This is a genomic window from Marinobacter halotolerans (assembly GCF_008795985.1).
In the GTDB taxonomy this organism is placed as follows: domain Bacteria; phylum Pseudomonadota; class Gammaproteobacteria; order Pseudomonadales; family Oleiphilaceae; genus Marinobacter; species Marinobacter halotolerans.
This window is the reverse complement of sequence record NZ_VMHP01000003.1, coordinates 94,057-120,977: the sequence shown is the minus strand read 5'-3', so window position 1 is coordinate 120,977 and position 26,921 is coordinate 94,057. Positions and strand designations below refer to the sequence as shown.

Here is a 26,921-nt window from a genome sequence, read left to right as displayed (position 1 = left end):
CTTAATCAGGCCCGCTAGACAACAGGTGCGTTGGCTGTAGTTGCCTTTTCGCCGCGAATCACGCTGGCAGATTTGGAAGGCCTCAGGTAACGCCCGAAACCGGCATTGCGCAACGCCAGATCCACGCAGCTTTTGATAACATGGGGAGAATCCAGCAGTAACACGTCTTCCAGCAGCTGCATGGCCCATTCCCGGCTGACGCTACGAATAACAGATTTCACTTTCGGCAGACTCGCGGCGTTCATGGACAACGAATCATAGCCCATGGCCATCAACAGCAGCGCGCCGCCCGGGTCCCCCGCCAGCTCGCCACAGATGCCAATGGGCTTGCCAACCGAGTGGGCGTCCTGTGCCACTCTGACCAGCGCCTGCAGAACCGCCGGGTGATAGGAATGATAGAGCTGGGCTACACGGGGATTGTTTCGGTCCACCGCCAGCAAGTACTGGGTCAGGTCGTTGGAACCCACGGACAGAAAATCTACCCGATCCGCCAGCTCCCTTATCTGATAGACCGCGGCGGGAATCTCTATCATCACCCCGACCTTGGGCATGTGGATATTGAAACCCTCTTCCCGAACTTCGTGATACACGCGATAAACCAGATGGAGGGATTCTTCTACCTCCGAAATATTGCTGATCATGGGCAGCATGATCTGCAAGTTGTTCAGCCCCTCACTGGCTTTCAGCATGGCCCGGACCTGAACCAGAAAGATCTCCGGATGATCCAATGTTACGCGAATCCCACGCCATCCCAGAAACGGATTCTCTTCCTGGATCGGAAAATAGCTCAGCGCCTTGTCCCCGCCAATGTCCAGGGTACGCATGGTCACCGGATTGGGGGCGAAGGCCTCGAGCTGCTCGCGGTAATATTCCCGCTGCTCCTGCTCTGACGGAAACCGGTCCTTGATCATGAACGGCACTTCGGTGCGATAAAGCCCGATACCCTCGGCACCATGAGTAAGGGAGCGAACAACATCGGTCATCAGTCCGGTGTTAACCAGCAGCGAGACCCGGTGATTGTCTGTGGTCTCGCAGGGAAGATCCCGCAGCGCTTCCAGGCCACGGACCAACTCGTCCTCTTCGTCACAGATTTCCTGGTAATACGCCAACAGTTCCACGGACGGAGACGCAAAGATCTGCCCCTCGAAACCATCCACAATCAGGTCACGGCCATCAAGCTGGTTGACCGGAATATCCACCATTCCCATAACCGTGGGCACGCCCATGGCCCGGGCAAGAATGGCGACGTGAGAGTTGCTGGACCCTTTGACAGACACCAACCCAACCAGTTGCCCCTTGGGCACCTCACCCAGCATGGCAGGGGTGAGCTCTTCACTGACCAGTACCGTTCGCTCCGGGTAGACCAGATCCTTCTGTTCACCTTCCTGCAGATGGGACAGCAGTCGGCGACCGAGATCGCGGATATCCACCGCCCGTTCCTGCAGGTAGTGGTCGTCCATCATTTCAAAGTGGCGGATGTACTGCTGGACGACCTGCTTCAACGCACCCTGGGCCCAGAAGCCCTCTCGAATGCGGTTGGAAACCTCGCCCGGCATGGCGTCATCGCCCAGCATGCGCAAATAGACATCAAACAACGCCTGCTCTTCCGGGCGAAGCTGCGAGGCCAGCCGCTCCGCCACCCGTTCGATGTCTTCGCGAACAGCCGTCACCGCACCACCGAACAGGGCCAGCTCACCCTCAATATCCTCCGTGGGCTTTTCCGGAACCACATCCAGATCTGCCGCCGGGTAGACCACCACGCCCTTGCCAATAGCCACACCCGGGGAGCCGGGCACGCCGCTGAAGCTGACGTCTTTCGCCTCTTCACCCGTGAGCGAAAGACCGCTGATGGCCCCCGTGGCCTCACTGTGGGCAATGACCCCGGCAAGTTGCGCCGATACGGTTACCAGGAACGCCTCTTCGCCCTCATTGAAACAGCGCGAACTCTCCCGCTGTTGTACAACGAGCACACCCAAGACCCTGCGATGGTGAATAATCGGGACACCCAGGAATGAACTGAAACGTTCTTCACCGGTTTCCGGGAAATAACGGTAGCGCGGATGGGAGGGGGCATCTTCAAGATTGATCGGCTCTTCGCGGGAGCCAACCAGGCCAATCAGACCTTCGGAATAACCCAGGCTCACCTGACCGACGGCCTGCTGATACAGTCCCTCGGTGGCCATCAGAATATAGCGGTTAGTAGCCGGATCCAGCAGATAAACAGAGCATACTTCTGTGTCCATCGCCTTCTGGACACGAGAAACGATAACGTCCAGCGCCTCCTGCAAATCACGGGCGCTGTTCACTTCTTGTACGATATTTCGCAGTATGCTCAGCATGGTGGCTTCAATCCGTCACCTCTGTTGGTCGCTTGTGCGCCCTGATTTTTCGACCCGGTGCCACTGCTCCATGTTATGGAACAATCGCGGGGCCAGTTCTCTCAGCGCCCGTCGATAGACTTCCCGCTTGAAAGAAACAACCTGACCCAACGGGTACCAGTAGCTGACCCACTGCCAGCCGTCGAATTCCGGTGAATCCGTGCCGTCTACGCGAACCTGCGCGTCCGGCGATAACATCCTCAGAAGGAACCATTTTTGTTTCTGTCCCACGCAAACCGGATGCGAGTTATGCCGCACCATCCTGCGAGGGAGGCGATAACGCAACCAGCCGCGGGTACAGCTGACGATTTCCACGTCGCTGGCCACAAGACCAATTTCTTCTCCCAGCTCTCTGTAAAGCGCCTCTTCCGGTGATTCATCCTGCTTTATGCCACCTTGAGGAAACTGCCAGGAGTCTTGCCCTATTCGCCTTGCCCAGAGGACTTCCCCCCTGTGATTGGCCAGAATGATTCCGACGTTGGGTCTGAAACCGTCTGAGTCGATCACGGCACAGTCCTTATATGTCGGTTGGCCGGTACGTAATCGACCGGCCAGAATTGTCCAAGTTGCCTTCATTCTTACAGAAACCCAAGGGTACGGCAAACGGAGCCGATGGCGGCATGTCGTGGTAGAATGTGGCCTTTTATTTCCGGCGCAGGCCATCGGAGGGACAGACGTTGACGCTCGCACTATTCGATCTTGATAACACCCTGTTAGCAGGGGACAGCGATCACGCCTGGGGCGAATTCCTGGTGGAAGAAGCCATCGTGGATGCCGGGGAATATCAACGGGCCAATGATCGCTTCTATCAGGAGTATCTGAATGGCGAGCTGGATATCATGCGGTACCTGAATTTTGCCCTGCAGCCCCTCGCCCGCCACGATATGAACGAACTACTGCTCTGGCGCGACCAGTTTCTGGAGCAAAAGATTCGCCCCATGTTGCAGCGCAAGGCCACGGACCTGCTGGACTATCACCGGGAGCAGCGACACACGCTCATGATCATCACTGCAACCAATCGGTTTGTGACCGAGCCGATTGCAGAACTGCTGGGCGTCGAGCATCTGATTGCAACCGAGCCCGAGCTGGTAAATGGCCGTTTTACCGGCGGAATTGCAGGGATCCCAAGCTTTCAGAACGGAAAGGTGGAGCGCCTGGACGACTGGCTGGCAAGCACCGGCGAATCCCTGGAAGGCGCCTGGTTCTATAGCGACTCCCATAACGATTTGCCGCTACTGCGCCAAGTTGACCACCCGGTTGCCGTGGACCCGGACCCGAATCTGGAAGCCGTTGCCAGGGAAAACGGTTGGCCTGTAATGAGCCTCCGAGGCTGAGTCTTTGTTACCTGTAGGTCGGATTTACCGGTGAACGGCACAATGAGCAAAGCGTAATCCGACAACCCAGCTCACAGAAACCCAGTCAAAGACCTCACAAAGCAGCTTTTAATGTAATCCGTCTCCGGAATCCCCGGCACAACCGGATGATCCGGCGCCTGATGGCCCTGCTCCAGAAGCTGCACAAACCGGTCAATCTTCCGCCCACTGCTGCGAATAATGTCCGTCAATTTTTCCTGTGACAGATGCATGGAGCAGGAAGCGGACACCAGCAGACCATCCCGATCCAGCAGCCGCAAGCCAAGCTGATTCAACCGCGCATAAGCCTCTTCTCCGGCCTTCTGATCCCGACGCCGGGGAATCAGCGCCGGCGGATCCAGCACCACAATGTCGAACTTTTCCTTTTCTTCTGCCAGAGCCTTGAGCGCGTCAAACGCATCGCCTTCAATGGTCTCGATGTTGTCGAGCCCGTTGATCCTGGCGTTGTGATGAACCGATTCGATGGCCCCTGCGGAACTGTCCACGCATGTCACCTGCGTTGCCCCGGCGCAGGCTGACTGGATACCCCAGCCACCTACATAGCTGAACACATCCAGCACCCGCTTGCCGGGCGAATAGGCCTGAAGACGCTGGCGGTTCATGCGGTGATCGTAGAACCAGCCGGTTTTCTGGCCACCATCCATGGGCACCTCAAAACGCACCCCGTTCTCTTCCACCGTCAGTAGATCAATCTCCGGGCCGTGGGCCTGCTCGACATAGGTCTCCAGCCCCTCAACCTTCCGCATCTTGCCGTCGTTCTTCAGAATGATCGCCCGCGGATGCGCCAGCCGCTGAACCGCCCGGACGACTGATTCTTTCATCTGCTCCATGCCCGCGGTAGAAATCTGAACCACGACCACATCATCAAACCGGTCAACCACAAGCCCGGATAGCCCGTCGCTGTCACCGAACACCCAGCGATAGAACGGCTTGTCGAACAACCGCTCCCTGAGCGCCAGAGCTGTTTCCATACGTTCGGTCAGACGCTGTGGTGTCATGCCATGGGCGGCGTTACGGCTGATCAGGCGGCCGCAGATCAATGCATGGGGATTCACGAACACCGTGCCCATGGGCTTGTCGTTAGATGCACGCAATTCCGCCTGCACACCGGCTTCGAAATCGGTGAGCGGTGAGCGGCGGATGTCTACTTCATTGCTGTAAACCCACAAATGACCTGCCCTGAGCCTGCGCTCGGCGCCTTTGCGGAGGTATAGAACCGGGAAATCCATAAAAATAACCGTCTGAAGAAACGCCAAAGGGTATCGCCTTGCGCTTTCTCCGGCAACGACTTCAGAGATTATGGATTGGCTACATCGGCTTCAGGTAACCGTTTTCTTCAAGTTCCAGCAGAAGCAGATGCTGCAGGATCTTGTCCCGGGGTGTGTCAGGATGTTCCAGGCTCAGCCGTTCCAGGAAGGGATGAGCCTCCTTTGCATCGACTTTGTGCACAAAAGATCGTATCAGCGCACGGATCATTTCCTTGGGCCTTTCCATCAGTGCCTTAATGTCCTTCAGGCTTTTGCCCAGTGCAATTTCTTCGTCAGTGAAGTCCGTCCCCAACGGGAATGGCGGGAAGAAGCCCTCATCACGCAAGGCCTTGATGCGGCCTGCCAGTTTTTCCGGGTAATTTTCCCGATACTGCTGGGGGATCTGGTAGCTCTGCCTTACCTTGCCGACTTTTTTGACTTCCACAAGCAGTTCTTCCTGGAACCGGGAATCTGTGACTTTCAGCAGCGCAATGGCAATCTGCTCATCTGTTTTGCCTCGAAGGTCGGCAATGCCGTATTCAGTCACGATGATATCCCGAAGGTGGCGCGGGATGGTGATATGCCCGTAGTGCATGACAACATTGGACCTGAGATTTTTGCCGCTGCCCCGGGTGCTTCGCACACACAGGATGGAGCGGGCGTCGGGCAGTTCATGGGCCATGGAAACGAAGTTGTACTGGCCGCCAACACCACTGATGACCGTGCCGTCTTCCAGTCCGTCCGATACCACCGCGCCGCTGACCGTGACCATCATGCCGGTGTTGATAAAGCGGGCATGCCGTCGCTGGGCACTGAGCAGATCACGATTGTAGGCCAGTTGATTGATGAGGCCGACGCTGGACATGCAGATTTTCTCACTTTCTGCCCGGGTCATATCGCGCAGGGCCTGATAGAAGTCCCGGGGGCCGAGGAAAAACCCACCGTGCATGTAGCCACCTTTAAGCTTGTCACCCAGGCACAGTTCCGCAACGCGGGCCAGATTCTCCGGGTTTTCCAGATCCGCACTCAGGAGTTCGCCATTCACCAGCAGCCCGTCATCGGTCCAGCTCACTGAGTCTTTAAAAATGCCCCAGCGCTTCAGGTACGTGACAACAGAACCATTCAGTCGTGGCTGGATGACGGATTCTTCCAACAGACATTCCAGGGTCTGGCGGGAAACCTCTTCCCCGATCCGCCCGGCATTCAGCAAGCGCTGGAGATTCAGGTCGTCATAGACGCAGCGTTTGACGATGCCACTTTTAATAAGGTGCATAAAGCCGTTTACGAACATTTCGCTGGAGCCATAAAGCCCCTCGCTGAACACATCCGTTCCGCCGTATTCACGTATCAGGCTTTTGTCTGCGCCCATCTGCTCAACAAGCTGTCGATAAAGGTCGTTGTGCTGATGCCTCAGCTGGCAGGCGTATACGATAGCATCGCCCAGCGAACCAATACCGATCTGCAGGGTTCCGCCATCCTTGATCAGCGTACTGGCATAGAATCCCGCCATATAATCCGCATTCGGCACCGACATGTTAGGCGGCGCGAACAGAGTGGTGGCGTAGGCGCTGTTTTTCACCACCATGTCAAAATAATCCGGCGAAACCATGGCCTTGTTGTACATGAACGGAAGGTCTTCATGAACCTGGGCAAGGGTGACGACAGTGCGCCCTTTTCTGCGCTCCTGCTCGATAATGGGCATGACATCCAGGGTGACATCGGTGTTGCTGCTGAGGCTTAGCTTCCGTACACCGTCCACCTCTTTTTCGCTGACCAACTGAGCCAGAACATTGACACCGTTAAGCATAAGATCCCGGGCAACGAAGGTATAGTTACTCGATATATAGTTGCGCTGGGCGCTGCCGACCTTTTTCATGGCACCGGCCTTGAAATAGAACTCGGATACCGTGATGTTGTCCGGCAGGGTGTTGTTGCGAATTGCCGAGGTATACCGTAGCTCTTCGTAGTCCCCGAAAAGTCGCTCCACGAAGGGCCCCAGGAACCTGGCTTCGGTCTCGTTCTGTGGGGTGGGCTTTTCCAGGGAAAGTGCGGTAATGATGCGCAATGACAGACCGGGGTCGGCAACTGCCCGGTCGTAAAACGCGTTGACCAGCTGGTTGGGTTTACCCAACCCCAGGGGCAGCCCGAGCACGATATTCTTGCCGACGGTGTCGATTACCCGGTCGACACACACTTCCACTTCGTGAAATTGCTCCATGGGTGCCCCGCTCGCGGTTTGTTCTGACTTGTCTATTAACCTATCTTAGCTATGCATGATTCGGCTTGCCCGACCTGCCCGGAACTTTTAGGATATATCCTTGACCTGGATCAATTCCTGAAGTCCGCGTTTCTTCACCCTGGGGTAAGATCATGGGCGAGCCAATTTCCCTCAAAGCACAGGCGGCTCGCAATTCCTGCGAACAATGCAGCCTGAGCAATGTCTGCCTACCAATGGCGGTCAGTCATGACGACCTTTACCGCCTGGAGGCCGTGGTCAACCAGGGGAGAATTCTTGATCGCGGGGAAATGGTCTTCAATCAGCATGACCCTTTCCGATCCTGCTACGCGGTTCAGGCCGGCGCCATCAAAACCTATTTTGTCAGTGCAGATGGTGACAAGCAGCTGACAGGGTTCTATCTGCCGGGCGAAGTGGTTGCCCTGGACAGCGTCAATACTGATCACTACTCGTGCTCGGCCGAAGCCCTTGAGCGCAGCAGCGTTTGCGAAATTCCCCTGCACCGCCTTGAAGAACTGGCAGCACAGATTCCCAGCCTGCAGCAGCACTTTTTCCAGTTGATGAGCCGCGAAATCCAGAGCAGCCAGCAGATGGCGATACTGCTTAACCGGAAAAATGCGGAGCAGCGCCTGGCGACATTTCTGCTGTCGCTGTCCACAAGGTTCAGCCGACGGCGCCTGTCCGGAACCAATTTCCGTTTGCCCATGGCCCGGAACGATATCGCCAACTTCCTTGGCCTGGCAGTGGAAACCGTCAGCCGGGTGCTTACACGATTCCAGAAACAGGAACTTGTTTATATTCAGGGACGCAACTGCACTCTGGTTAACATAGACCAACTGAAAAATATCGTGCACAACTACGACTCTCCCTGTTAGTTGCCCCCCCTGGTAGCCGGGTGCACTAAACCTGGGCAGGCGCCATCACGCAGATGAGCCCGCAACCTATTGCGGGCTCTCCTTGCTGGCCGCCAGGGTCCGTACCCGCTCGAAATCCTCTTCGGTGAAGGTCCCGTTAACGCCTGATATAGCCGCCAGCTTCATGCCGTGCTTCAGCCCCAGCTTGTATACTTCCCGAACTTTTTCCCATTCAATATTCCGACCCAGCGTGAAGTTTTCAAACCGCGCCTCAAGCGCAAGTACGATGGTTTCCGCCAGGCACGCATAGGCAATGCCCTGGGGTAGGCCGATATCTTTCATCCGGACATCTCCGGGCAATTGTATCTCGCCGGATTCGATCACCAATACGTCAGGCCGCCTGGCCACATCCTCCGCTGATATGTCCAGGGGCCGGGCAACATCGGTGATTACACAGCCCGGCTTCACCTTCATGATGTCCAGTATGCGCTTGCCGGCCCCGGAGGTAGCGGTGACAATCATGTCCATATCTTCCAGATCCCTGTCTGCAGCGCCGGCCACATGAACAATGGCCCCCGGTGTTTCCTGCTCGATGCTTTCCTTCAGGGCAAGCAGCTTTGCCGGTTCCGGCGCCGCTAGATACACCTCATCCACGGCTTTTGCCAATAACCTCGCACAGACAGAGCCGATGGCGCCGGTAGCACCCACCACCATGGCCTTACCGGCCGCCTTGCCACTGCGACCTATACCAACGCGACCGATGCGCTTCATGGCATCATGGGCCGCCCAGAGGGCACCAGAGGCACTGTAGCTGTTGCCAGTGGTAATCGGCAGCGGTGCCCGCTTGGCCACGGTGATACCTGCATCACCCACCACCTTGGTGAATGCACCAAGGCCCATGATCTGGGCGCCCAGTTTCTTCGCCAGTTCCGCTGCCTGAAGCAGGCGCGCATAGGTAAACTCGGGATCGTGGGCCATGATTTCCTTGGGTGTGCCACCAACCGTAATCAGCCAGCCTTCAACCTCGTCACCGGTAGGCGACCGGACGCCGGACACCTTCGAGTAAATGAATGGCGGCGAATAGGCCACGGCCTTCTCCACGAGATTCATCACCAGGGGAGGCGACACATTGGCAATCCAGTCCAGAGGCGAGGTTTTGGTCAGATACTGCTGGGACAGAGGGTGAATCACGAAAGCGAAGCGGTTAACCCTGCGATAACCATCCGGATAAAGGATTCTCGGTTCAATTCCCAGGTTCTGGATAACATCCAGATAATCATCCGGACCCAGCTGATCCGGTGTCCGGGAAAGCGACGCGCTGATCATGGCTTCCATCACGTTAACACCGACCGGACGGCCTTCTAGCCACGGGCTGTAGTCCACCACCATGGCGATTCGGCGGGACCGCATCCAGTCCAGCGCGGCATCCGTTGCCCGGGAGGTGATAATAGTTTTTCCGTCCAGCTCTTCACGGGTGAACTGCCTCAGATCGTCAATTGTGGAAACGATAACATGGGCATCCGAAACAGCCTTGTGCAGGGAGCCCCTGACAAGCTTCTCACCAAGACGATAGAGCGGCGAGTGGAGGATTGTTTCAACGGCTTTTACCGCCCTCGGTCGGAACATCACCGGCGCTGTCAGAGAGGTGTAGGTTTCCAGTTGCTTGAGCGAGGTCAGTAGGCGGGGTACGCCAAAATCGGTGTAGGGGTCGGCAAAGAAAAGGTTACCGGTGTGCTCTGACAAGGCGCGCGCAATACGATAACCAGCCTGGCCGTTCAGGAACAAAACGCGGGCGTTGTCGAAGAAATGACCCAGTTCGGATTGGGTATGACGAACCGCCCATTCCTGGAGAATAGCCCGCAGTCCCCGACCGGTTGTCACCGACTTGTCCGGAACGCAGGCTTCCAGCCGCGCTGTGCTGGGGTGCTCAAGCTGCTCCCGGCCCACTTGGTAGTGATCATGAATCATGCTCAGGCCGATGGCATCGGCCTTGTCACGAACCGATTCAAGCACTGCTTCCGCCCTGTTCAGGTCGCCATCTGAGCCAATGCGGATAATGCGAAAGGGCTGGCCCAGAAACACGGTTTCCAGATCGTAATCGTGCTGGCTGGATCCCTGGCTGACACTGAAAATGGTTTTCATATCCGGCCTTTTCCTGCTGTTATCGTGCTGAATCCAAAACAACTCTGCCTGACCGCCATTTCTCAAGAGCTGCCTGAACCACAAGAGCCTGACTAATGCTACATGGCAACAGCCGTTGAAATAGCAGCCGTTAATTGACGTGAATCAAGCGGACAGCAGATTTTCCGAACCCGAGACAAGCGGCATGACCTGCGTCAACTTTAATCTAACCTTGGTATCTCAAACTCTTTTAAGCAATAAATGAAATCACCAGGGAAACAGGGCACAACAACAGAAACCCGTGAGGCTCTGCCAATGACACAGTCCATTGAACCGATGAGCCGTGTGGATACCGCATGGCTGCATATGGATCAGGACGCCAACCATATGATGATTACCGGCGTCCTGGTGCTGGACAGGCCGGTTGACCGCAACCGGTTCAAGAAACTGCTGGAGACCCGCCTGTTACGCTTTGCCCGCTTCCGGCAAAGAGTAACTGAACGCAATGGCAGGGTTTACTGGGAAACGGATCCGAATTTTCATCTGGACAACCATTTACACCGAATCGGCCTACCGGCTCCGGCAGGCCAGGCAGAGTTGCAGGAGATGGTCGCAGACCTGGCGTCGGAACCTCTGGATTTTCACCATCCGCTCTGGCAGTTCCATCTGGTTGATCGCTACGAAGGTGGCGCAGCGCTGATTACACGTATCCATCACTGCATCGCCGATGGCCTGGCTCTGGTTCAGGTACTGATGTCACTGGCAGATGAGGCCTGGGACCCCCACACACAGGATCATCTACGAAGAGAGGGGTCGCTGCCAGAACGCCTTACCCGCCCTTTCAGGCGGGTGGCCGAAACCGGTGCCCACCTGGCCCACGACCTGATAAGTGAAGTGGCGGAGCTGGCGCAACACCCCGAGAAGTTAGGCCAATGGGTTCAGGAGGCCGAGCATATCACTGAAGAACTGATGCGAATCGGCCTACTGCCGCATGACCCGGAAACACATCTGCACGCCCGCCTGGCTGGGCGCAAGCGTATTGCCTGGGCCCAGCCACTTGAGCTCGCTGCAGTGAAGGAGACCGCCCACCAGCTCAGGGGTACGGTCAACGACGTATTGATGACCTGTGCGGCAGGCGCGCTTAGGCAATTTCTGATTGATGTCGATGACGATATCGAAAGTGACATACATGTTGCAGTGCCCTTCAGCCTGCGCCCACGTGATCAGGCAATCACCACTCTGGGCAATCAGTTCGGACTGGTTATCGTTCGGCTTCCGGTCAACGAACCTGATTCACTGAAGCGGTACCACCAGGTTCGTGAGGCGATGACCAACCTGAAGAACTCTGCCCAACCCCAGGTTACCTTCGGCCTGCTGAACCTGCTGGGCAAGGGGCCAGCGGGCATTGAGAAGTTCGCGCTGGACACGCTCAGCGACAAGGCATCACTGGTCATGACCAATGTACCCGGGCCAGAAACGCCACTGAGCATTGCCGGGGCGCGTATTCTTCAGCCGCTGGTCTGGGTGCCCCAGTCCGGACACCTGGGAGTCGGGTTCAGCATCCTGAGCTACGCGGGTTCAGTTCAGTTTGGGGTCATTGCCGACAGTCAGATGATGCAGGACCCCAGTCAGGTAACCCGCGACTTTGAGCAGAGTTTGAGAGAGCTTCAGCGGCATACGCTGAGCCAGGACTAGTCGGCATCAGCAACGTGTGCAGCGTAGGCGTCGGCGTCCATCAGGCCTTCAAGCTCGCCCTGATCCTTCAGCCGCACCCGGAACAGCCATCCATCCCCATAAGGATCTTCGTTGACCAGCTCCGGCTCCTCTTCCAGGGCCTCGTTCACCTCGATGACCTCACCGGTCACCGGGCTGAACACATCAGAAGCGGATTTGACCGACTCGGCCACACCGGCCTCCTCACCGCCGTTAACCGTCGCGCCTACCTCTGGAACGCCCACGTAAACCACATCACCCAGCTGATCCTGCGCAAAATCGGTAATACCCACGGTCGCCGTGCCATCATCGGCCGCCCGCGCCCACTGGTGAGTTTCGATGTACTTGAGATCTGGAGGGGTCTCGCTCATGGTCAGGCTCCCTGATGGATAATTTCGCGCATTTTAACCGAAGAAGTGGGCCCCGGCGAACATCCCGGTGAAAGAGACACCGAAAAGCCAGCTCAGGTCAGCTCCCAGGTTGTTGTACGCGCCATGGTCAAAAACGATTGCAGATACTCCACACCGGCGTCCCGCTCCCGCAGCCCCAGAAAAATCTGCTTGTCGATTCCGTTTCGGCCCAACCTGACCGGCGTGATAGGCATCTGATGGGCGTATTCCTCCACCAGCCATCGCGGCAAAGCCGACACACCCCGCCCCGCCGCCACCATCTGCAGCATGATATCTGTGGTTTCAATGGTCTTGTGGCGCGCCGGGCTGGCATAGGCCGGCACCAGGAAGCGGGTATAGATATCCAGTCGCTCCGCATCGACGGGATAGCTGATCAGAGTCTCGCTCTCCAGGTCTGACGGTTCCACCCAGGGCCTGCCCGCCAGCGGATGATGACTGGACACCACCAGCACCTGCTCGTAATCAAACACCGGCTCGAACACCAGCCCCTTACGATGCAGCGGATCCGGCGTCACCAGCACGTCGATATCGTAGCCGAATAACGCGCCGATACCGCCAAACTGGAAGCGTTGCTTCACGTCCACATCCACGCCCGGCCACTGCTCCAGATAGGGCCCGACCACCTTTAGCAACCATTGATAGCAGGGGTGGCATTCCATCCCGATCCGTAGAGTTCCCCGCTGGCCCCGAGCAATCTGCCCGACCAGCTCCTCGGCATGTTCAAACTGTGGCAATAGCCGATTGGCCAGGGAAAGCAGGTAGAGGCCGGATTGGGTCGGCCTCAGCTTCCGGCCTTCACGAACCCAGACGGCGGTGCCGAGCTGTTGCTCAAGCTTTTTCATGGCATGACTCAGGGCTGACTGGGTCAGAAACAGAGCCTCAGCCGCCGCAGTCAGCGAGCCACATCGCTCCACTTCCCGAACAATTTCCAGGTGGTTGCGCTCGATCATCGCTTACCCTAACTTGAATAAACTTCATGGTTTGATGAGATAATACCATTATTTTTCATAGCGGATCCTGGATAGCCTTGGTGCCTGACGACTAACAACGAACAGGAGACGCACCATGGTGACTACCCATAATCTGGGTTTTCCCAGGATCGGCGAACGCCGGGAACTGAAATTTGCCCTTGAAAGCTACTGGAAAGGCGAACTAAATGAGGCTGCCTTACAGGAGACCGGAACCGGGCTTCGCAACAGGCACTGGCGTGACCAACAACAACTGACACTGGCACCGGTTGGCGATTTCTCGCTCTATGACCAGGTACTGGATATGAGCTCAACCCTTGGTAACCTGCCGGTCCGCGCCGGCGAGAGTGATGAAAACGAGCTCAACCGGTATTTCCGCATCGCCCGGGGCCGCTCACCGGCGGACAGCAACTGCTGCGGGGTCCATGCCGGCGAAATGACCAAATGGTTCGACACCAACTACCATTATATTGTCCCGGAATTCGACGCCAACACCCGTTTCGCCCTCGACTCGACACGGCTGCTGACGCAACTGGCAGAAGCAATAAGAGCAGGCGTGAACGCCAAGCCCGTCATCATCGGCCCGGTCACTTATCTCTGGCTTGGTAAATCCAAAGACAGCACCGACAGGCTCAGCCTGCTGGATGACCTTTTGCCCGTTTACGGTCAATTACTGCAGCGTCTTGCAGACGAAGGCGTGGAATGGATCCAGATTGACGAACCCATTCTGGTGACAGAGCTGGACAGCCAATGGCGGCATGCCCTGAACAGGGCCTACCACAGCCTCAAGGCCAGCCCGGTCAAGCTGCTTCTGACTACCTATTTCGGGCAGCTGCGGGATAACCTGCAACTAGCCTGTGAGCTTCCAGTGGCCGGCCTGCACCTTGACGTCATCAGCGCCCCTAATGAAGTTGCCCGAATAACCGACTGGCTGCCGGGCCACAAAGTGCTCTCGCTGGGCGTAATCGATGGACGCAATATCTGGAAGACGGACCTGAGTGCAGCCCTGGACTGGCTGGAACCCCTCCATCAGAAACTGGGTGAACGGCTCTGGCTTGCCCCATCCTGCTCACTGCTGCATGTACCGGTGGACCTGAACAGCGAAACCACCATGGACCCGGAAATCCGCACCTGGCTGGCCTTCGCGCGGCAGAAACTGAAAGAGCTGCAACTATTGGCCAGAGCCCTTGATGAAGGCCGTGAAGTGGTCGCCAACGAACTTGCTAGCAACGCGAGCGCGGTCCTCAGCCGCAAAGATTCTACGCGAGTTACTGACCCTGAAGTGCGCCGCTCCGTTGCTGCAATCACTCCCGCGATGGGCCGACGAAACAGCGATTTCCAGACGCGCTCTGCCCTGCAGGCCAGGCATCTGAGATTACCGCGGTATCCCACTACCACCATCGGCTCCTTCCCCCAGACCCGGGAAATCCGCGAGACTCGGCTCAAGTTCCGCAAAGGCGAGCTGGGTCAGGATGAATACCAAAACCTGATCCGGGAGGAGATCCGTCAATGCGTCCGCAAACAGGAAGACCTCGGGTTAGACGTACTGGTTCACGGTGAGGCAGAACGCAATGACATGGTGGAGTACTTCGGCGAGCAACTGGAAGGTTACGTATTCAGCCGCTTTGGCTGGGTTCAGTCCTACGGCTCGCGCTGCGTAAAGCCACCCATTCTGTTCGGAGATATCTCCCGGCCCAGTGCCATGACCGTGGACTGGATTCGCTACGCCCAGTCGCTGACCGACAAGCCTCTGAAAGGCATGCTTACCGGCCCGGTTACCATCCTCAACTGGTCTTTCGTGCGCGATGACCAGCCCCGCAAAGACACCTGCCTGCAACTGGCGCTGGCCATCCGCAAGGAAGTACTGGATCTTGAGGCGGCCGGTGTAAACATTATCCAGATTGACGAGGCCGCACTGAGGGAAGGACTGCCACTGCGCCAGAGCGACTGGCAGTCCTATCTGGACTGGGCGATCGAAGCCTTCCGGATTACCGCCAATGGCGTGAAGGACGAGACCCAGATACACACCCATATGTGCTATTCGGAGTTCAACGACATTATCGAAGCCATCGCCAGAATGGACGCGGATGTGATCACCATCGAAACCTCCAGGTCCGACATGGAGCTCTTGGACGCCTTCAAAGGCTTCAGCTACCCCAACGACATAGGGCCGGGCGTGTATGACATTCACTCGCCCAACGTTCCCGCCACCGAACAGATTGTCTCGCTAATGCATAAAGCCGCAGAACGCATTCCGGCAGAGAGACTCTGGATCAATCCGGACTGCGGGTTGAAGACCCGGTCCTGGGATGAGGTAGTACCAGCACTCGAAGGAATGGTAGCGGCAGCGAGGGCGCTACGGGAGGCTTGATGCGACCGGGGAGCGGCAATGCCGTGGCGCTCCCCGGCTGCGATCAGGACGCCATCTTTGGCAGAAACGACGTATCCACCCAGTAACGCTTGGGGTTGTCTGGGCGGATATAGACATTGATCGACTCGCCCGGGATATGGTCGGTGGGATCAAACCAGAGATTATCGCTGCGGAATACATGGAGGGTTGCCGTTGCTGGATCCTGCCACTGCGTCACGATCCGGAACGGGCTCTGGCCATTCATCACCAGGCCCTTGTTCTTCTCCACACTCTGGAGCCTGGCCACCACAAGCTGGCCGGTCTCCCGCAGCTTTGCTCCACGACCCTGGCGGATCAGGGGCACCAGTATCATCAGTGCGCCCACTAAAAAGAAAACACCGCCCATGATGGCCAGAATCAGTGACAGGCCCCAAAGCGAAAAGAAGCCGTTTATGCGGGCACTGAATGGCTCATCCACGCGGTAAAGAACCGATACTCTTTCACCAACGTCATAGGACGCCGGATTGCTTCCCGATGACGACTGAAATTCAACCAACCGACCGCTCGCCGACTGGAACTCCACGACTGGGTAATAGCTGACGGAGTCGTCAGAGCGGGAGTAGATCAGACCAGTGACCGTCCCCTGGGTCTCCACGGCTTCTTCGATAAAGTTGGCGGTGTTCTGGTATGAGAAAAACGCGCCCACAAGCAGGGCCGCGCCCAGCAGAGCGAAAATGTACTTGAGAAGATTATAGGTACGCATAGCATGTCCTTTGCAGTTATCGTTCATCCATGAATTCCGGCAACAGCCTGTCGCCGGGGCGAAAGTTATACAGCGAGCACAAGCCCTCTGTAGCCGTCCCGCTTTACTGATATTAGAGAATTAGCTGAGTGGTTCTGTCCGATTGACCACGCAACGAAAACCATTATTGGAACTGGAGACTGCGCTTCCAGCACGAGCAAAAACGGTCCCCCCACCACCGAAATGCTCGCCGCGACCAGCCCAATCGCGAACAACTTTTTCAGGTTTGTCCGTATTTTCAGGTTGTTCGGGACCAGATGGATTCTTACCCTGAATATGCCTATAAGCATCGGATGCATACCAATCTTTAGTCCATTCCGCGACATTGCCAGTCATATCATATAAACCAAGCGGACTCGGAGGATAACTGCCGACAGCGCGACGTTCAGTTGTCATTGATGAGTGACTCAGAGCATTGCCGGATGGTGGCGTTTCGGGATCAATATATTGATCTGGACGCTGCAAATATGTGTCATTTTGCATGCGCCCATCATCTGTAGCGTAAGGTACATCTTCTCCGCGATTGCGTGCTGCGTACTCCCATTGAGCCTCTGAAGGCAATGAAATCGGCAGCCCAGTCTTTGTTGCAAGCCACTGGCAGTAACCCTCGGCCTCACTATAATTTGGGCTCCGCGCAGGCTTCTGATAAAAGTTTGGCGATTGAGGATCTTTTTCCGAGGAAATTGGCAGCTTGTTTGCCATCACAAAGCCAGACTCAACGGTATATTGCTCAAGCCTTCCTACTTCTTTTAAGTAAACGACGAACTCACCCCATGTCGTCTCATATTTTGAAATAGAAAAACTATTAAGTGTGACCTCTACTGGTGGTTTGTTATTGTCCTGCAACGTAGTGTATGCAGAGCCTCGCAAGACGCCGATATCACCAAGAAGGAAGGTTCCGCCTTCAACGAAAACCATATTACTCAAAGCCTTCTCAGTGACAATGCTTACTTCATTGGACGTTACATTGGAATTGCCAAAGCAACCACCAAAAGTCAAGGTTGATATCAAGATCAAAAGTCTTTGCATTGGCTAACCACACTTTTCGCTTTCGAAGAATTAAACAATGCCACAATTATGACAAGCGCTATAAGGATCAAGCTCGACGGGCCTATCGGCAATAGCGGAGCGAGCCTCAAGAGTTTTTTTGAACATGAGATAGTCGAACCGGTTTTTGCCTATAAACTTAAAGAGTTTTTCTGCATTTATTTCGCCTACTCCAGCCTCTGCCTCACCATCTGGATTCATGCGAAGCATGGTTTCATTGAAGTCACGCCAGCCTTGGAACGTTTTCAATACTTCGCCGATTGCTTTAACTTTGGTAAAAGTTCCATCAAAGAGCTGTGGCGTGAGCCAATGGTCGTATGTCAGCTTGTATAGAACTACGCCTTTTACTTCAGGTGGAGAGTGTCGAAAAACACTTTTTTCATTTCTGGCAATGTCTTTGATGAGATTTTCAGCAAGTATTTCGACGTCGTTTTCTTTGGCCAAACCCTCTCGCTGAGCGCTAATAAACGCAATCACCTCTCGCTCCATATAATCGAACCCCGACGTTGCAAGTTCAGTTGCGGCAACCGCATATTCCACACCCCTCGACAACGCAAACAATGAAACTTGTACGTAGCGCTCAAAAGCCTTTGATTGGCGGTCAAACAGCTCAACGTAACGGAAATCAACTTTCAGAAGACTGTTGTACACAAAATGAATCATTTCAAGCATTTCCTGAGCACTCACTTCAAGTAGGAAACTGCCACTCGCTCCCAATCCCAACACCAGCCCTGCATGTGCTTTCAACAGAAATTTGCCTGTTTTTTCACTGAAGGCTAGCTTCAAGTAGACGTCAGCCCCGATTCCCGCAGCCCCCTCAACTTTGGGCCCGATCTGACAAAGCGCTTTCCAATCAGACTGTTTTGAGAGCACGTCAGTCCAGTAAAGCGCACCGAGAAGCTCGCATCCGCCCCGAACCCCCGCAAAAGCCCCTGCCTCCGCATTAACCCCTTGATCCGAATCGCCAGCTGCGATGCCTTTAATACTGGGCACACCTTCCGAGCAATCAACTTTGACATTGGCGGCAAGCATGGCTGATGCGCCTGCGTATCCGCTCGCGGTGATAGTAAGGCGGGCCTGAAAATGGCCCAAGGTTGCGTATGCTCGCTTACCATCCCAGCCACCAACACGGTAATAGATTCGAATTTCTGAGTAGTCGTTAGCAGGAAACGCCTGCTCTATGGACGCCTTACCCTGGGCCAAACTGAATTGTGCATCGGCTTTGGCTTGTAGATGCACCTTACCTTCGCTTGGAGTGAATTCGCCCGATGCCTCAGCGCCGGCTGCAAATCGCATTAATTGAGCCTCTGCGGAGGCATCAAAACCAGTTTCGTTACGGTTTTTCGCCTGCGCATCCTTGTCGCCCCAAACAGACCAACTAACCTCATCATAAAACTGGTTTAGCGACTTGCTCAGATTGCTATCCGGATCAAGCTTCCACAGATCTGCCTTGAATTTAATACCAAAGTCACTCTCAACAGCCTCTTTCAGCTTGTTGCCATCAATACCTTTTTGGCTCATCCAACCAGCACTGCGCTTCCGGTCCTGCGCCGTCATCTTATAGCTACGCCAGTGGTTTGCGATTTTGTCAGACCGAACGTACGTATAGTGCTTGTTGCCTTTCAAGCGCTTGATCTCAGTCAAAGGTGGCGTGCTCTGCATACTGGTCCCCACAACGCCCATTTCCTCTAGCTCTGAGACAACCTCCAGCTTTGTCTTCTGGAGAGGGGAAATCGCCTGACCAACCATTTCACCGGGCTGATCAATCTTGCACATACCATCATTGTTACCCGCCTTAATTTCCCGATAGAGACGACCAATAGGTGCGCAAACCAGTTTCTCTTCCCGCTCGATTTCCGTCAGATCACTTTGCGTTAAGAAAAACAGCTCGTCGGTTCCAGTGATATGGATGATTTCAACAAAGTCTTCCTGACAATCGCCTCGATCTACAACGCTAGACGCTGGAGCGGATGAAAATGACGAGGATTCGCTGTTCGCCGGTACGTTGAGACACTGACCAGGATAGATCTTGTCAGGGTGATCTATCGTCCCTTCGTTCATTCTCATAAGTCGCGACACGGTTGTACCGTACTTGTTCGCAATCATCCCAAGCACGTCACCCGACTTAACCTGATACTGGTTTGGCATTATGCATCTCCATATGCAATCTGGCGGTCAAGCGCTGTCAGCTTCTGATAAGCGGTTTCGCCCCCATCATTCAGAATTCGCTGGCATGCTGAAGAATGAATGTGCTCATCTTGCCCCCAGGCTAACTCAACAAAGGTCGCGACCTCGCGCTCAGAAATAAAGCCGTACTGCTGTGCCTGGAGATTCAAACGCTTGATAGCATCAATCGTTTTCCCGTCAGTCTGAAGGCCGAGGTGTTGGCACAGCTTGCGACTAAACTCCGTTTCACGAATGTGACTGAGAGCATCCAGATGTTTGCTGCTCAACTGAAACCATCCCTCGTTGTCACGATTGCGGCACTCCCCGCATCCATCAAGCTGAATTTCATCAAATGGTGCTGTCGGATGGGTGCTAAACCAGCTGAATATTGGACCAGAGAAACTACGAGCCTCATGGTCCGAGAATACATCCAGCAACAGCGCCAAATGTTTATTAGAATAAAACCTGCAGTAGCTTTGTTGGCCATTCGGGAGTCGCACGCTGATAAGGCTGCGCAAATGACCAATCAGCTTTTCTGCTGAAACTCTGGTCTTTATACCAACCCCGAAAGATCCCCATTCAGTTTGATGTTCCCAAAATCGAGAATTCCCAGAAGGGCGAATCAGGCAAGGACTGACCTCTATAGCTCCAGCGTGTCTCGTGCCACGATATAACTGATCAAACCAGGGGTCGTCATCATATTTGTATGCCAACAGCGGCGCATTTATGAGCGCACCGTCCAAAACGATGAACGTCTTTTGGGACTGCTCTTCGGGGAATAAAGTGTTCATATTAATCTCCCGCCTCTATGCCGACTCACAATTGCAGGTCTCCAGCGGGCAAGTTCCATCATTACTGCGATGACACTGCGCAACAAACGCTTGGTCTTGCTGGGCAGCCCTTTTCAGTTTTTCTGTAGATGCGGCCTGGCTTTCGTAATTACCCCGCTGCTCTAATTCCGCAAGCTCAGTCGGAGCAATCCGATTTCCCGCTGGATCAAGCAACTGAGCTAGTATCGGCGCCTTACCCGACACGCCCGAACCACTCCCCGGCCCACCCCCGGAATTCATCTTCACCATAGGCCCAGATACCGTCACACCACTTGGGTCCACCTTCACAAAGCTACCACCAGCCTTCAGAGTCACTTCCGCACCGGCTTCAATCACGATTTTCATACCGGCCTTATGGTGAATTTCGCTGCCGGCTTCGATGAGCTGGTTTTTGCCCTGTTTGTTGTGGTAGCTGCCGTTGACGGTAAGGCTGTAATCCCCGCCGATAGACTCCCGCCTCTCGCCATCCACAGTACTGTGCTCGTTGCCTTTGATATGGCTGAAGTCGTTGTTCTCTGTGGTGCGGTGGCTGTCATTTCTGATAACTTCGGTGCGGTTGTTTTCGGTCAGCAGGTCCAGGTCTTTCTGGGCGTGAACATAGATCTGCTCTTTGCCGGCCTCATCTTCGAACCGCAGTTCGTTGCTGCCCTCGCCCTGGTGGGTCTGGGTTTTGAGGGTGGTGCGGGTTTTGTGTTCCGGCAGCGCATAGGGCGGTGTGTTGGCGCCGTGGTAGGTTCTGCCCGTGATGATCGGCTGATCGGGATCGCCGTCCAGGAAAGACACGATGACTTCGTGGCCGATTCTGGGCAGAGCCATAAAGCCATACTGGCCGCCGGCCCAGCCCTGGCTGACTCTGAGCCAGGCGCTGCTGTGTTCATCATTCTTTGAGTAGCGGTCCCACGGGAACCTTACTTTGACTCGCCCGTGTTCGTCGCAGTGGATTTCTTCACCCTCCGGACCGGTGACGATGGCGATCTGGGGGCCGTCCATGATGGGACGGTTAATGGTGTTTGGGTTTGGCCGCCAGGTTCTGTCGGCCGGAATGGCCTGGAAGTCGTTGTGGTAAGTGGTGGGGCCACTACCGCCTTCTTCTTCCAGGGCCTGGGGCTGCTGGCCGGTATGGGTGATCTTTGTGAACAGCCATTCCCTGTTCAGAGTCTGGTTGTCGTGTTCGGTCAGTTCGGTTTTGGCGCCGACGGTGAAATCCGGGCGGTTGCTCTTGCCGGTGGCGGTGCTGGCATCATTTCTGAGTGCGTCCAGTCTGGCTTCGGTAAAGGGCTGGCCGCTGGCGTCGGCCTTGAAGCGGCCGGGGTAGTCGTAGTGTTGGTAGTCTTCCCGTTGGGCTTCCAACTTGTCGGCCTGGTGCTCGTGCATCAGGGCATAGGCGGGATTCTTGAAGGTATAGTCCTTCATGGCCACGGAGGCGGCGCGGACTCTTTCCTGATAACGGAACCGGAAGATGGCCGGGTGCTTCGTGCTGCCGCCGGCTTTGGCGTTGTATTCGGCCGGCGCCAGTCTGGGGGCGTCGCCGTGGTGGTCGGCGATGATCAGTTGCGGCTGTTCTTCGCCGTTGACGTCACCGTGGCTGTAGCGGTAATGCCAGCCTTCTTCGGCAGAAAGGCGCTTAATGAAAGATAAGTCGCTTTCCCGATGCTGGACGCAGTATTCCCGCTCGATGGGGGTGCGTTTCAGGTCGAAGGTGGTATCGATGATGCCCCGCTCTTCCAGCAGGGTTTTGACGATGGCGTCGGTGGACTGGGTCTGGAAGATGCGGCTGTTGTGCATCAGCCCAAGGCGCCATAAGGGCGGCTGGATGATGACTTCATAGCGGGTGCGGCGGTGGCCGGTGTCGCCCCGGGCGAATTCGTTGATCACGCCGGTGAAGCGGCGCAGGGGTTCGCCGTGCTGCCACACCACCAGATCGACTGGTTGTTCCAGTACGTCAGACGCTGAAATATCCGAGAAGGTGCTGGCCAGGTTCAGCCGTCCTTGGAACAGGCTCGACAGGGTTTCCGTCAGCTCGAAGCCGACAACGGTGAAAAAATCCCGGGGGAGTCCGCCAATGGTGGCGGTGAACTGCAGTCCACTTGCCTGGGGCATGTCTTCGGTCCTTGAAGATCCTGATGGCTTTTGCTTGGGCGCCATTCCTGGGCCGCCGGAAATTATATACAGGTTACCCGGCAGATAACAGCATCTACCCGTCCATCGCCTGGGGCCCTGTCATCGCGATTCAATAGCCAGTGCTGTCCATATCCAGCTCGAACACGAAGCCTTCCGAGCGTTTCACGTGCGTGGTGAACTCGCCGTCGGGTTTCATCTCGAACCAACGGTAACCGGGTGCCTTCTCTTCTACCGAGAACTTCAACGAACCTGCTGTAAACTGGATGCAGGTTGACGGTGTTGCCAGCAATCTGACGCCCTTGCGATATTCATCGTATTCCTGATGGATGTGGCCCCAGAGAACGGTTTTCACCTGGGGAAAGCGATCCACAATGCGCCAGAAATCGTCGTTGTTCTGCAAGCCGATGGCCGACATCCAGCGCGTATCAATATCCACCGGGTGGTGATGCAGGGCAATGAGAGCAGGCCTGTCTGGATTATCGCTAAGCGTCTTTTCAAGAAAATCCAGCTCTGATTCAGGAAGATGGCCGTGAACTTTGCCCGGCACTGACGTGTCCAGAAGCACAAACTGCCAGCCGCCCCTGACGACATGACGATGGCTGGCGTTAAGTTCGGTGGCTATCGGCATCAGAACCGACGCATCGTCGTGATTGCCAGCTATCCAGACAGATTCGCAATTGAAAGCCCTCAGCTTTTCACCAAACAGGCGGTAAGCCTCTTCAGAGGCATCCTGTGCGATATCCCCGGTAGCCAGAATCAGATCAGGCTGGCCATGATCCTTCAGCACCTGGGCGATGACCGCATCCAGGCTATCTCTGGTGTTAACGCCCAAAAGCGCCCCGTCAGGGTCGGCCATGAGATGAGGATCGGTGATCTGTAGCACCCGAAGAGGCTTTTGGGGATCGTTTTCTGTCATGACACTTTTGGTTTCAGGGCTCTCAAATTGAGCAATCCAAAGAAGAATGCCTTACAGATTATTGGGAATAGGCCCTAAGGTCCCGAATTCCGTCACATTCCATCCAGACCACTGCTTCAAATTGCCGATTTTGACAACTTCGACACACTCCAACCCGCACAATCCTATGGCAGACGCGAGAGCGCCGACATTCAACCTTAGTCCACGCCCTCACCGGTCCACACGGAATGCTCCATAGGCAGGTGGCCGAACTTTAGACAGTAATCCAGCCAGTCGGCCAGAAAACTGTTCACCTGAACCTTTTCGTCGGGATGGTGCATGAATCGGTTGGGGTAGTCGTTAACCGGCGCGATCTGGCTGTCCCGGTAACAACTGATGACCTCGGCCATGGCCGCATCGTGATAGACCCGAACCGTCAGTTGCGGGTTATTCAGCCATCGGCCAGCGTTGTGGATCTGCTCGAGAAGCAGGGTCTCCGTGAACTTCGCAACCTGGAGAACCTGGATTCGAACCCTTCCCAGGTACTGGTCCTGCCGGTGGAGTTCAAATTCACAGACCGGCTGCCCGCCAGCTTCGAGTTTACGAAGGCGGTGCAGGCGCATGTAATTACCGTCGCACAGCGCACCAAACCGCCTCAGGTCCGGCACATAGCGGCGGGGCTTCATCACCCATTCGGTCATTCTAACTCCAGCCTTCCCGCAGGCGCGGGCGGTTCAATTGTAACCACTGCAGGGCGATAATGGCCGCAGCGTTATTTATTCGTCCATCATAAATCATTGCGATGGCGTCGTCGGCACTGAATACGTGGGCACGGATATCTTCGTGCTCGTCTTCCATGCCAAACAGACCGCCAGCAGACTCGGTGCTGATACGACCGCAATAAAGGTGCACCAGTTCCGTGGTTCCTCCAGGCGAGACAAGATAATCACAGATTTTTTCCAGGGGTGTGAAGGTCAGCCCTGCTTCCTCCTGGCCTTCCCGCTGGGCAACCTCTTCCGGCGACTCGCCCTCTTCATTCATGCCCGCCACGAGTTCGAGCAGCCAAGGTGACTGGTCACGGCCAATGGCGCCCAGGCGGAACTGCTCCAGCAGAACCACTTCGTCCCGATCAGGGTCGTAGGGTAATACGCAGGTGGCATCCCCCCGGATGAAGAGCTCGCGGGTAAAGGTGGGCATTTCCGTGCCATCAAATCGTGGGTGTCTCAGCCAGAGCTTGTCCATGCGGAAGAAACCCTGGAAGACGGTTTCGCGTTTCTCGACTTTGACGTCGTTCGCTTTGAACTGGAATGGTCTGGTCATACTGCACCTGGCTATGGATCAGCGGATCAACTTTGAACGATAGCCGGTAGTTGGGTTGGGCTGCAAGCCTACCCCCGGGCCTGCCTTTCGGGTGCAGGGCCACGGTGGGCGCCTGCACCCAACCGAGCAGGCTAGGAAACCAACTCAGACCTTGTCATAAAGCTTGGATCCAGCCTCCACAAACTCCCGCGACTTCTCTTTCATGCCGGCGTCCACCGCCGAAACCTCATCAATGCCGTGCTCCTTCGCGTACTCCCGAACCTCCTGGGAAATCTGCATGGAGCAGAACTTCGGCCCGCACATGGAACAGAAGTGCGCCACTTTGGCAGACTCTTTCGGCAGGGTTTCATCGTGGTAAGCACGGGCGGTGTCCGGGTCCAGACCCAGGTTGAACTGGTCTTCCCAGCGGAACTCGAAACGGGCCTTGGACAGAGCGTTGTCGCGGATCTGGGCGCCAGGATGGCCTTTCGCGAGATCTGCAGCATGGGCGGCGATCTTGTAGGTGATGATGCCGGTTTTGACATCGTCCTTGTTGGGCAGGCCCAGGTGTTCTTTGGGCGTGACGTAGCAAAGCATGGCACAACCGAACCAGCCGATCATCGCAGCACCGATGCCTGAGGTGATGTGATCGTAACCCGGCGCAATGTCGGTGGTCAGCGGCCCGAGAGTGTAAAAAGGCGCCTCGTCACAGCACTCCAGCTGCTTGTCCATGTTCTCCTTGATCAGCTGCATGGGTACATGCCCGGGGCCTTCGATCATGCACTGCACATCATGCTTCCAGGCAATCTTGGTCAGTTCGCCCAGGGTTTCCAGTTCGCCGAACTGGGCCTCGTCGTTGGCATCGGCAATGGAGCCCGGGCGCAGACCATCCCCCAGGCTGAACGAGACGTCGTAGGCTTTCATAATTTCGCAGATGTCTTCGAAATGCTCGTACAGGAAGCTTTCCTTGTGATGCGCCAGGCACCACTTGGCCATGATCGAGCCGCCACGGGAGACAATGCCGGTGGTGCGCTTGGCGGTCATGGGAACATGATGCAGGCGCACGCCGGCATGAATGGTGAAGTAATCCACGCCCTGCTCCGCCTGCTCAATGAGGGTATCCCGGAAAATTTCCCAGGTCAGATCCTCCGCGGCGCCGCCGACTTTTTCCAGAGCCTGGTAAATAGGCACAGTACCGATCGGCACCGGCGAGTTACGAATGATCCATTCTCGGGTCTCATGAATGTTCTTGCCGGTGGACAGGTCCATGATGGTATCGGAGCCCCAGCGGGTACCCCAGGTGAGTTTTTCCACCTCTTCCTCAATGGAGGAGCTGACCGCCGAATTGCCAATGTTGCCGTTAATCTTCACGAGGAAATTGCGGCCGATGATCATGGGCTCGGTTTCCGGATGGTTGATGTTGGCAGGAATGATGGCCCGGCCCCGAGCGACCTCGTCCCGGACAAACTCCGGCGTGATCTCCTGTGGCAGAGAGGCGCCGAAGGACTGGCCCGGGTGCTGGTCTGCGAGGAGCCCCTGTTCACGAGCCTCCTGAAGTTTCATGCTCTCGCGGATCGCAATAAATTCCATTTCCGGCGTGATAATGCCCTGCCGTGCATAGTGCATCTGGCTAACATTTTTGCCCGGCTTTGCCCGAAGTGGTTTGCGTTCGTCCATAAACCGCAGCGGATCAAGCTGCGGATCTTTCATTCTTCGGCGGGTAAATTCAGAGGTATAGTCTGCAAGCTGTTCCACATCCCCGCGCTCTTCAATCCAGGCGGAACGGATTGGTTTCAAACCCTTGCGCAAATCAATCTTGGCTTCCGGGTCGCTGTAGGGACCGGAGGTGTCATAGACCGCCACCGGTGGATTCTTCTCGCCACCCATGTCGGTGGGAGTGTCGCCCACGGTAATTTCCCGCATAGGCACCCGCAGATCGGGTCGGCTACCCTGTACGTATATTTTTCGCGATTGCGGCAGCGGCTTGATGGCGGCTGAATCGACTTTGGCGGAATCGCTGAGATAGGAAGGAAGTTCGGTCATGTTGCGCCCCTGAAGGTTGGATTTCGGGTCGCGTATGACGGAGGCGGATTCACGCTAGGCGCGTGACA

General features: G+C 55.9%; 20 protein-coding genes. 4 read left to right on the top strand and 16 right to left on the bottom strand.

Going from position 1 to position 26,921, the window contains the following annotated elements; translation table 11 throughout:
• Window positions 1-14: 14 nt before the first annotated feature.
• Both ptsP and FPL19_RS17110 read right to left on the bottom strand, forming a co-directional pair.
• Window positions 15-2,339 (bottom strand): phosphoenolpyruvate--protein phosphotransferase, encoded by a 2,325-nt coding sequence (ptsP, locus tag FPL19_RS17115; RefSeq protein ID WP_150914494.1) that lies wholly within the window; start codon window positions 2,337-2,339, stop codon window positions 15-17.
• 15 nt (window positions 2,340-2,354) lie between these two features.
• Window positions 2,355-2,885 (bottom strand): RNA pyrophosphohydrolase, encoded by a 531-nt coding sequence (locus tag FPL19_RS17110; RefSeq protein ID WP_150914492.1) that lies wholly within the window; start codon window positions 2,883-2,885, stop codon window positions 2,355-2,357.
• 170 nt (window positions 2,886-3,055) lie between these two features.
• Here FPL19_RS17110 and FPL19_RS17105 point away from each other — a divergent pair, with 170 nt between their 5' ends.
• Complete coding sequence (locus FPL19_RS17105; RefSeq protein WP_150914490.1) at window positions 3,056-3,712, top strand: histidinol-phosphatase; 657 nt, start codon at window positions 3,056-3,058, stop codon at window positions 3,710-3,712.
• 71 nt (window positions 3,713-3,783) lie between these two features.
• Here the strand turns inward: FPL19_RS17105 and FPL19_RS17100 are convergent, their stop codons facing one another.
• Together FPL19_RS17100 and FPL19_RS17095 are read right to left on the bottom strand one after the other, a co-directional pair.
• Complete coding sequence (locus FPL19_RS17100) at window positions 3,784-4,980, bottom strand: class I SAM-dependent rRNA methyltransferase (protein ID WP_150914628.1); 1,197 nt, start codon at window positions 4,978-4,980, stop codon at window positions 3,784-3,786.
• 79 nt (window positions 4,981-5,059) lie between these two features.
• Window positions 5,060-7,216: an acetyl-CoA hydrolase/transferase C-terminal domain-containing protein gene (locus FPL19_RS17095; protein WP_150914488.1), complete on the bottom strand. Its 2,157-nt coding sequence runs from the start codon at window positions 7,214-7,216 to the stop codon at window positions 5,060-5,062.
• Between the two features lie 152 nt (window positions 7,217-7,368).
• Here FPL19_RS17095 and fnr point away from each other — a divergent pair, with 152 nt between their 5' ends.
• Window positions 7,369-8,109 carry a fumarate/nitrate reduction transcriptional regulator Fnr gene (gene fnr, locus FPL19_RS17090; RefSeq protein ID WP_150914486.1) on the top strand — a complete coding sequence of 247 codons (741 nt, stop codon included), beginning with the start codon at window positions 7,369-7,371 and terminating at the stop codon, window positions 8,107-8,109.
• A gap of 66 nt (window positions 8,110-8,175) precedes the next feature.
• Here the strand turns inward: fnr and FPL19_RS17085 are convergent, their stop codons facing one another.
• Complete coding sequence (locus FPL19_RS17085) at window positions 8,176-10,230, bottom strand: dehydrogenase (RefSeq protein ID WP_150914485.1); 2,055 nt, start codon at window positions 10,228-10,230, stop codon at window positions 8,176-8,178.
• 294 nt (window positions 10,231-10,524) lie between these two features.
• Between FPL19_RS17085 and FPL19_RS17080 the strand changes: the two genes are divergently transcribed.
• On the top strand, window positions 10,525-11,904 hold the full coding sequence (locus tag FPL19_RS17080) for a WS/DGAT/MGAT family O-acyltransferase (RefSeq protein WP_191965312.1): 1,380 nt from the start codon (window positions 10,525-10,527) through the stop codon (window positions 11,902-11,904).
• On the opposite strand, the gene gcvH is transcribed toward FPL19_RS17080, so the two are convergent.
• Window positions 11,901-12,293, bottom strand: coding sequence for a glycine cleavage system protein GcvH (gene gcvH, locus FPL19_RS17075; RefSeq protein WP_150914481.1), 393 nt, complete (start codon window positions 12,291-12,293; stop codon window positions 11,901-11,903). The two genes, FPL19_RS17080 and gcvH, sit on opposite strands and share 4 nt — an antisense overlap.
• A 92-nt stretch (window positions 12,294-12,385) precedes the next feature.
• Window positions 12,386-13,282, bottom strand: a complete 897-nt coding sequence (locus FPL19_RS17070; protein ID WP_150914479.1) for a LysR family transcriptional regulator — start codon at window positions 13,280-13,282, stop codon at window positions 12,386-12,388.
• Window positions 13,283-13,397: 115 nt separating this feature from the next.
• Between FPL19_RS17070 and metE the strand changes: the two genes are divergently transcribed.
• A complete protein-coding gene (metE, locus tag FPL19_RS17065; RefSeq protein ID WP_150914477.1) occupies window positions 13,398-15,671 on the top strand; it encodes a 5-methyltetrahydropteroyltriglutamate--homocysteine S-methyltransferase in 2,274 nt (757 codons plus the stop codon).
• A 43-nt stretch (window positions 15,672-15,714) separates the two neighbouring features.
• On the opposite strand, the gene FPL19_RS17060 is transcribed toward metE, so the two are convergent.
• From FPL19_RS17060 to thiC, 9 genes are all read right to left on the bottom strand, one after another.
• The gene (locus FPL19_RS17060) at window positions 15,715-16,413 is read right to left on the bottom strand and encodes a DUF3592 domain-containing protein (RefSeq protein ID WP_150914475.1); all 699 of its coding nucleotides are present in this window, start codon (window positions 16,411-16,413) and stop codon (window positions 15,715-15,717) included.
• 120 nt (window positions 16,414-16,533) lie between these two features.
• Entirely contained in the window at window positions 16,534-17,481 is a 948-nt protein-coding gene (locus tag FPL19_RS17055; protein WP_150914473.1) for a formylglycine-generating enzyme family protein, read from the bottom strand.
• A gap of 30 nt (window positions 17,482-17,511) precedes the next feature.
• Complete coding sequence (locus FPL19_RS17050) at window positions 17,512-19,647, bottom strand: LysM peptidoglycan-binding domain-containing protein (RefSeq protein ID WP_150914471.1); 2,136 nt, start codon at window positions 19,645-19,647, stop codon at window positions 17,512-17,514.
• Window positions 19,647-20,456: a DUF4123 domain-containing protein gene (locus FPL19_RS17045; RefSeq protein WP_150914469.1), complete on the bottom strand. Its 810-nt coding sequence runs from the start codon at window positions 20,454-20,456 to the stop codon at window positions 19,647-19,649. The genes FPL19_RS17050 and FPL19_RS17045 overlap by 1 nt, the downstream gene beginning before the upstream one ends.
• Window positions 20,457-20,471: 15 nt before the next feature.
• Complete coding sequence (locus FPL19_RS17040; protein WP_150914467.1) at window positions 20,472-22,595, bottom strand: type VI secretion system Vgr family protein; 2,124 nt, start codon at window positions 22,593-22,595, stop codon at window positions 20,472-20,474.
• A 130-nt stretch (window positions 22,596-22,725) separates the two neighbouring features.
• The gene (gene cpdA, locus FPL19_RS17035; protein ID WP_150914465.1) at window positions 22,726-23,532 is read right to left on the bottom strand and encodes a 3',5'-cyclic-AMP phosphodiesterase; all 807 of its coding nucleotides are present in this window, start codon (window positions 23,530-23,532) and stop codon (window positions 22,726-22,728) included.
• A 197-nt stretch (window positions 23,533-23,729) separates the two neighbouring features.
• Window positions 23,730-24,212, bottom strand: coding sequence for a DUF1249 domain-containing protein (locus FPL19_RS17030; protein ID WP_150914461.1), 483 nt, complete (start codon window positions 24,210-24,212; stop codon window positions 23,730-23,732).
• A gap of 1 nt (window position 24,213) precedes the next feature.
• Window positions 24,214-24,831, bottom strand: a complete 618-nt coding sequence (locus FPL19_RS17025) for an NUDIX domain-containing protein (RefSeq protein WP_150914459.1) — start codon at window positions 24,829-24,831, stop codon at window positions 24,214-24,216.
• A 144-nt stretch (window positions 24,832-24,975) separates the two neighbouring features.
• Entirely contained in the window at window positions 24,976-26,853 is a 1,878-nt protein-coding gene (thiC, locus tag FPL19_RS17020; protein WP_150914457.1) for a phosphomethylpyrimidine synthase ThiC, read from the bottom strand.
• Window positions 26,854-26,921 lie beyond the last annotated feature (68 nt).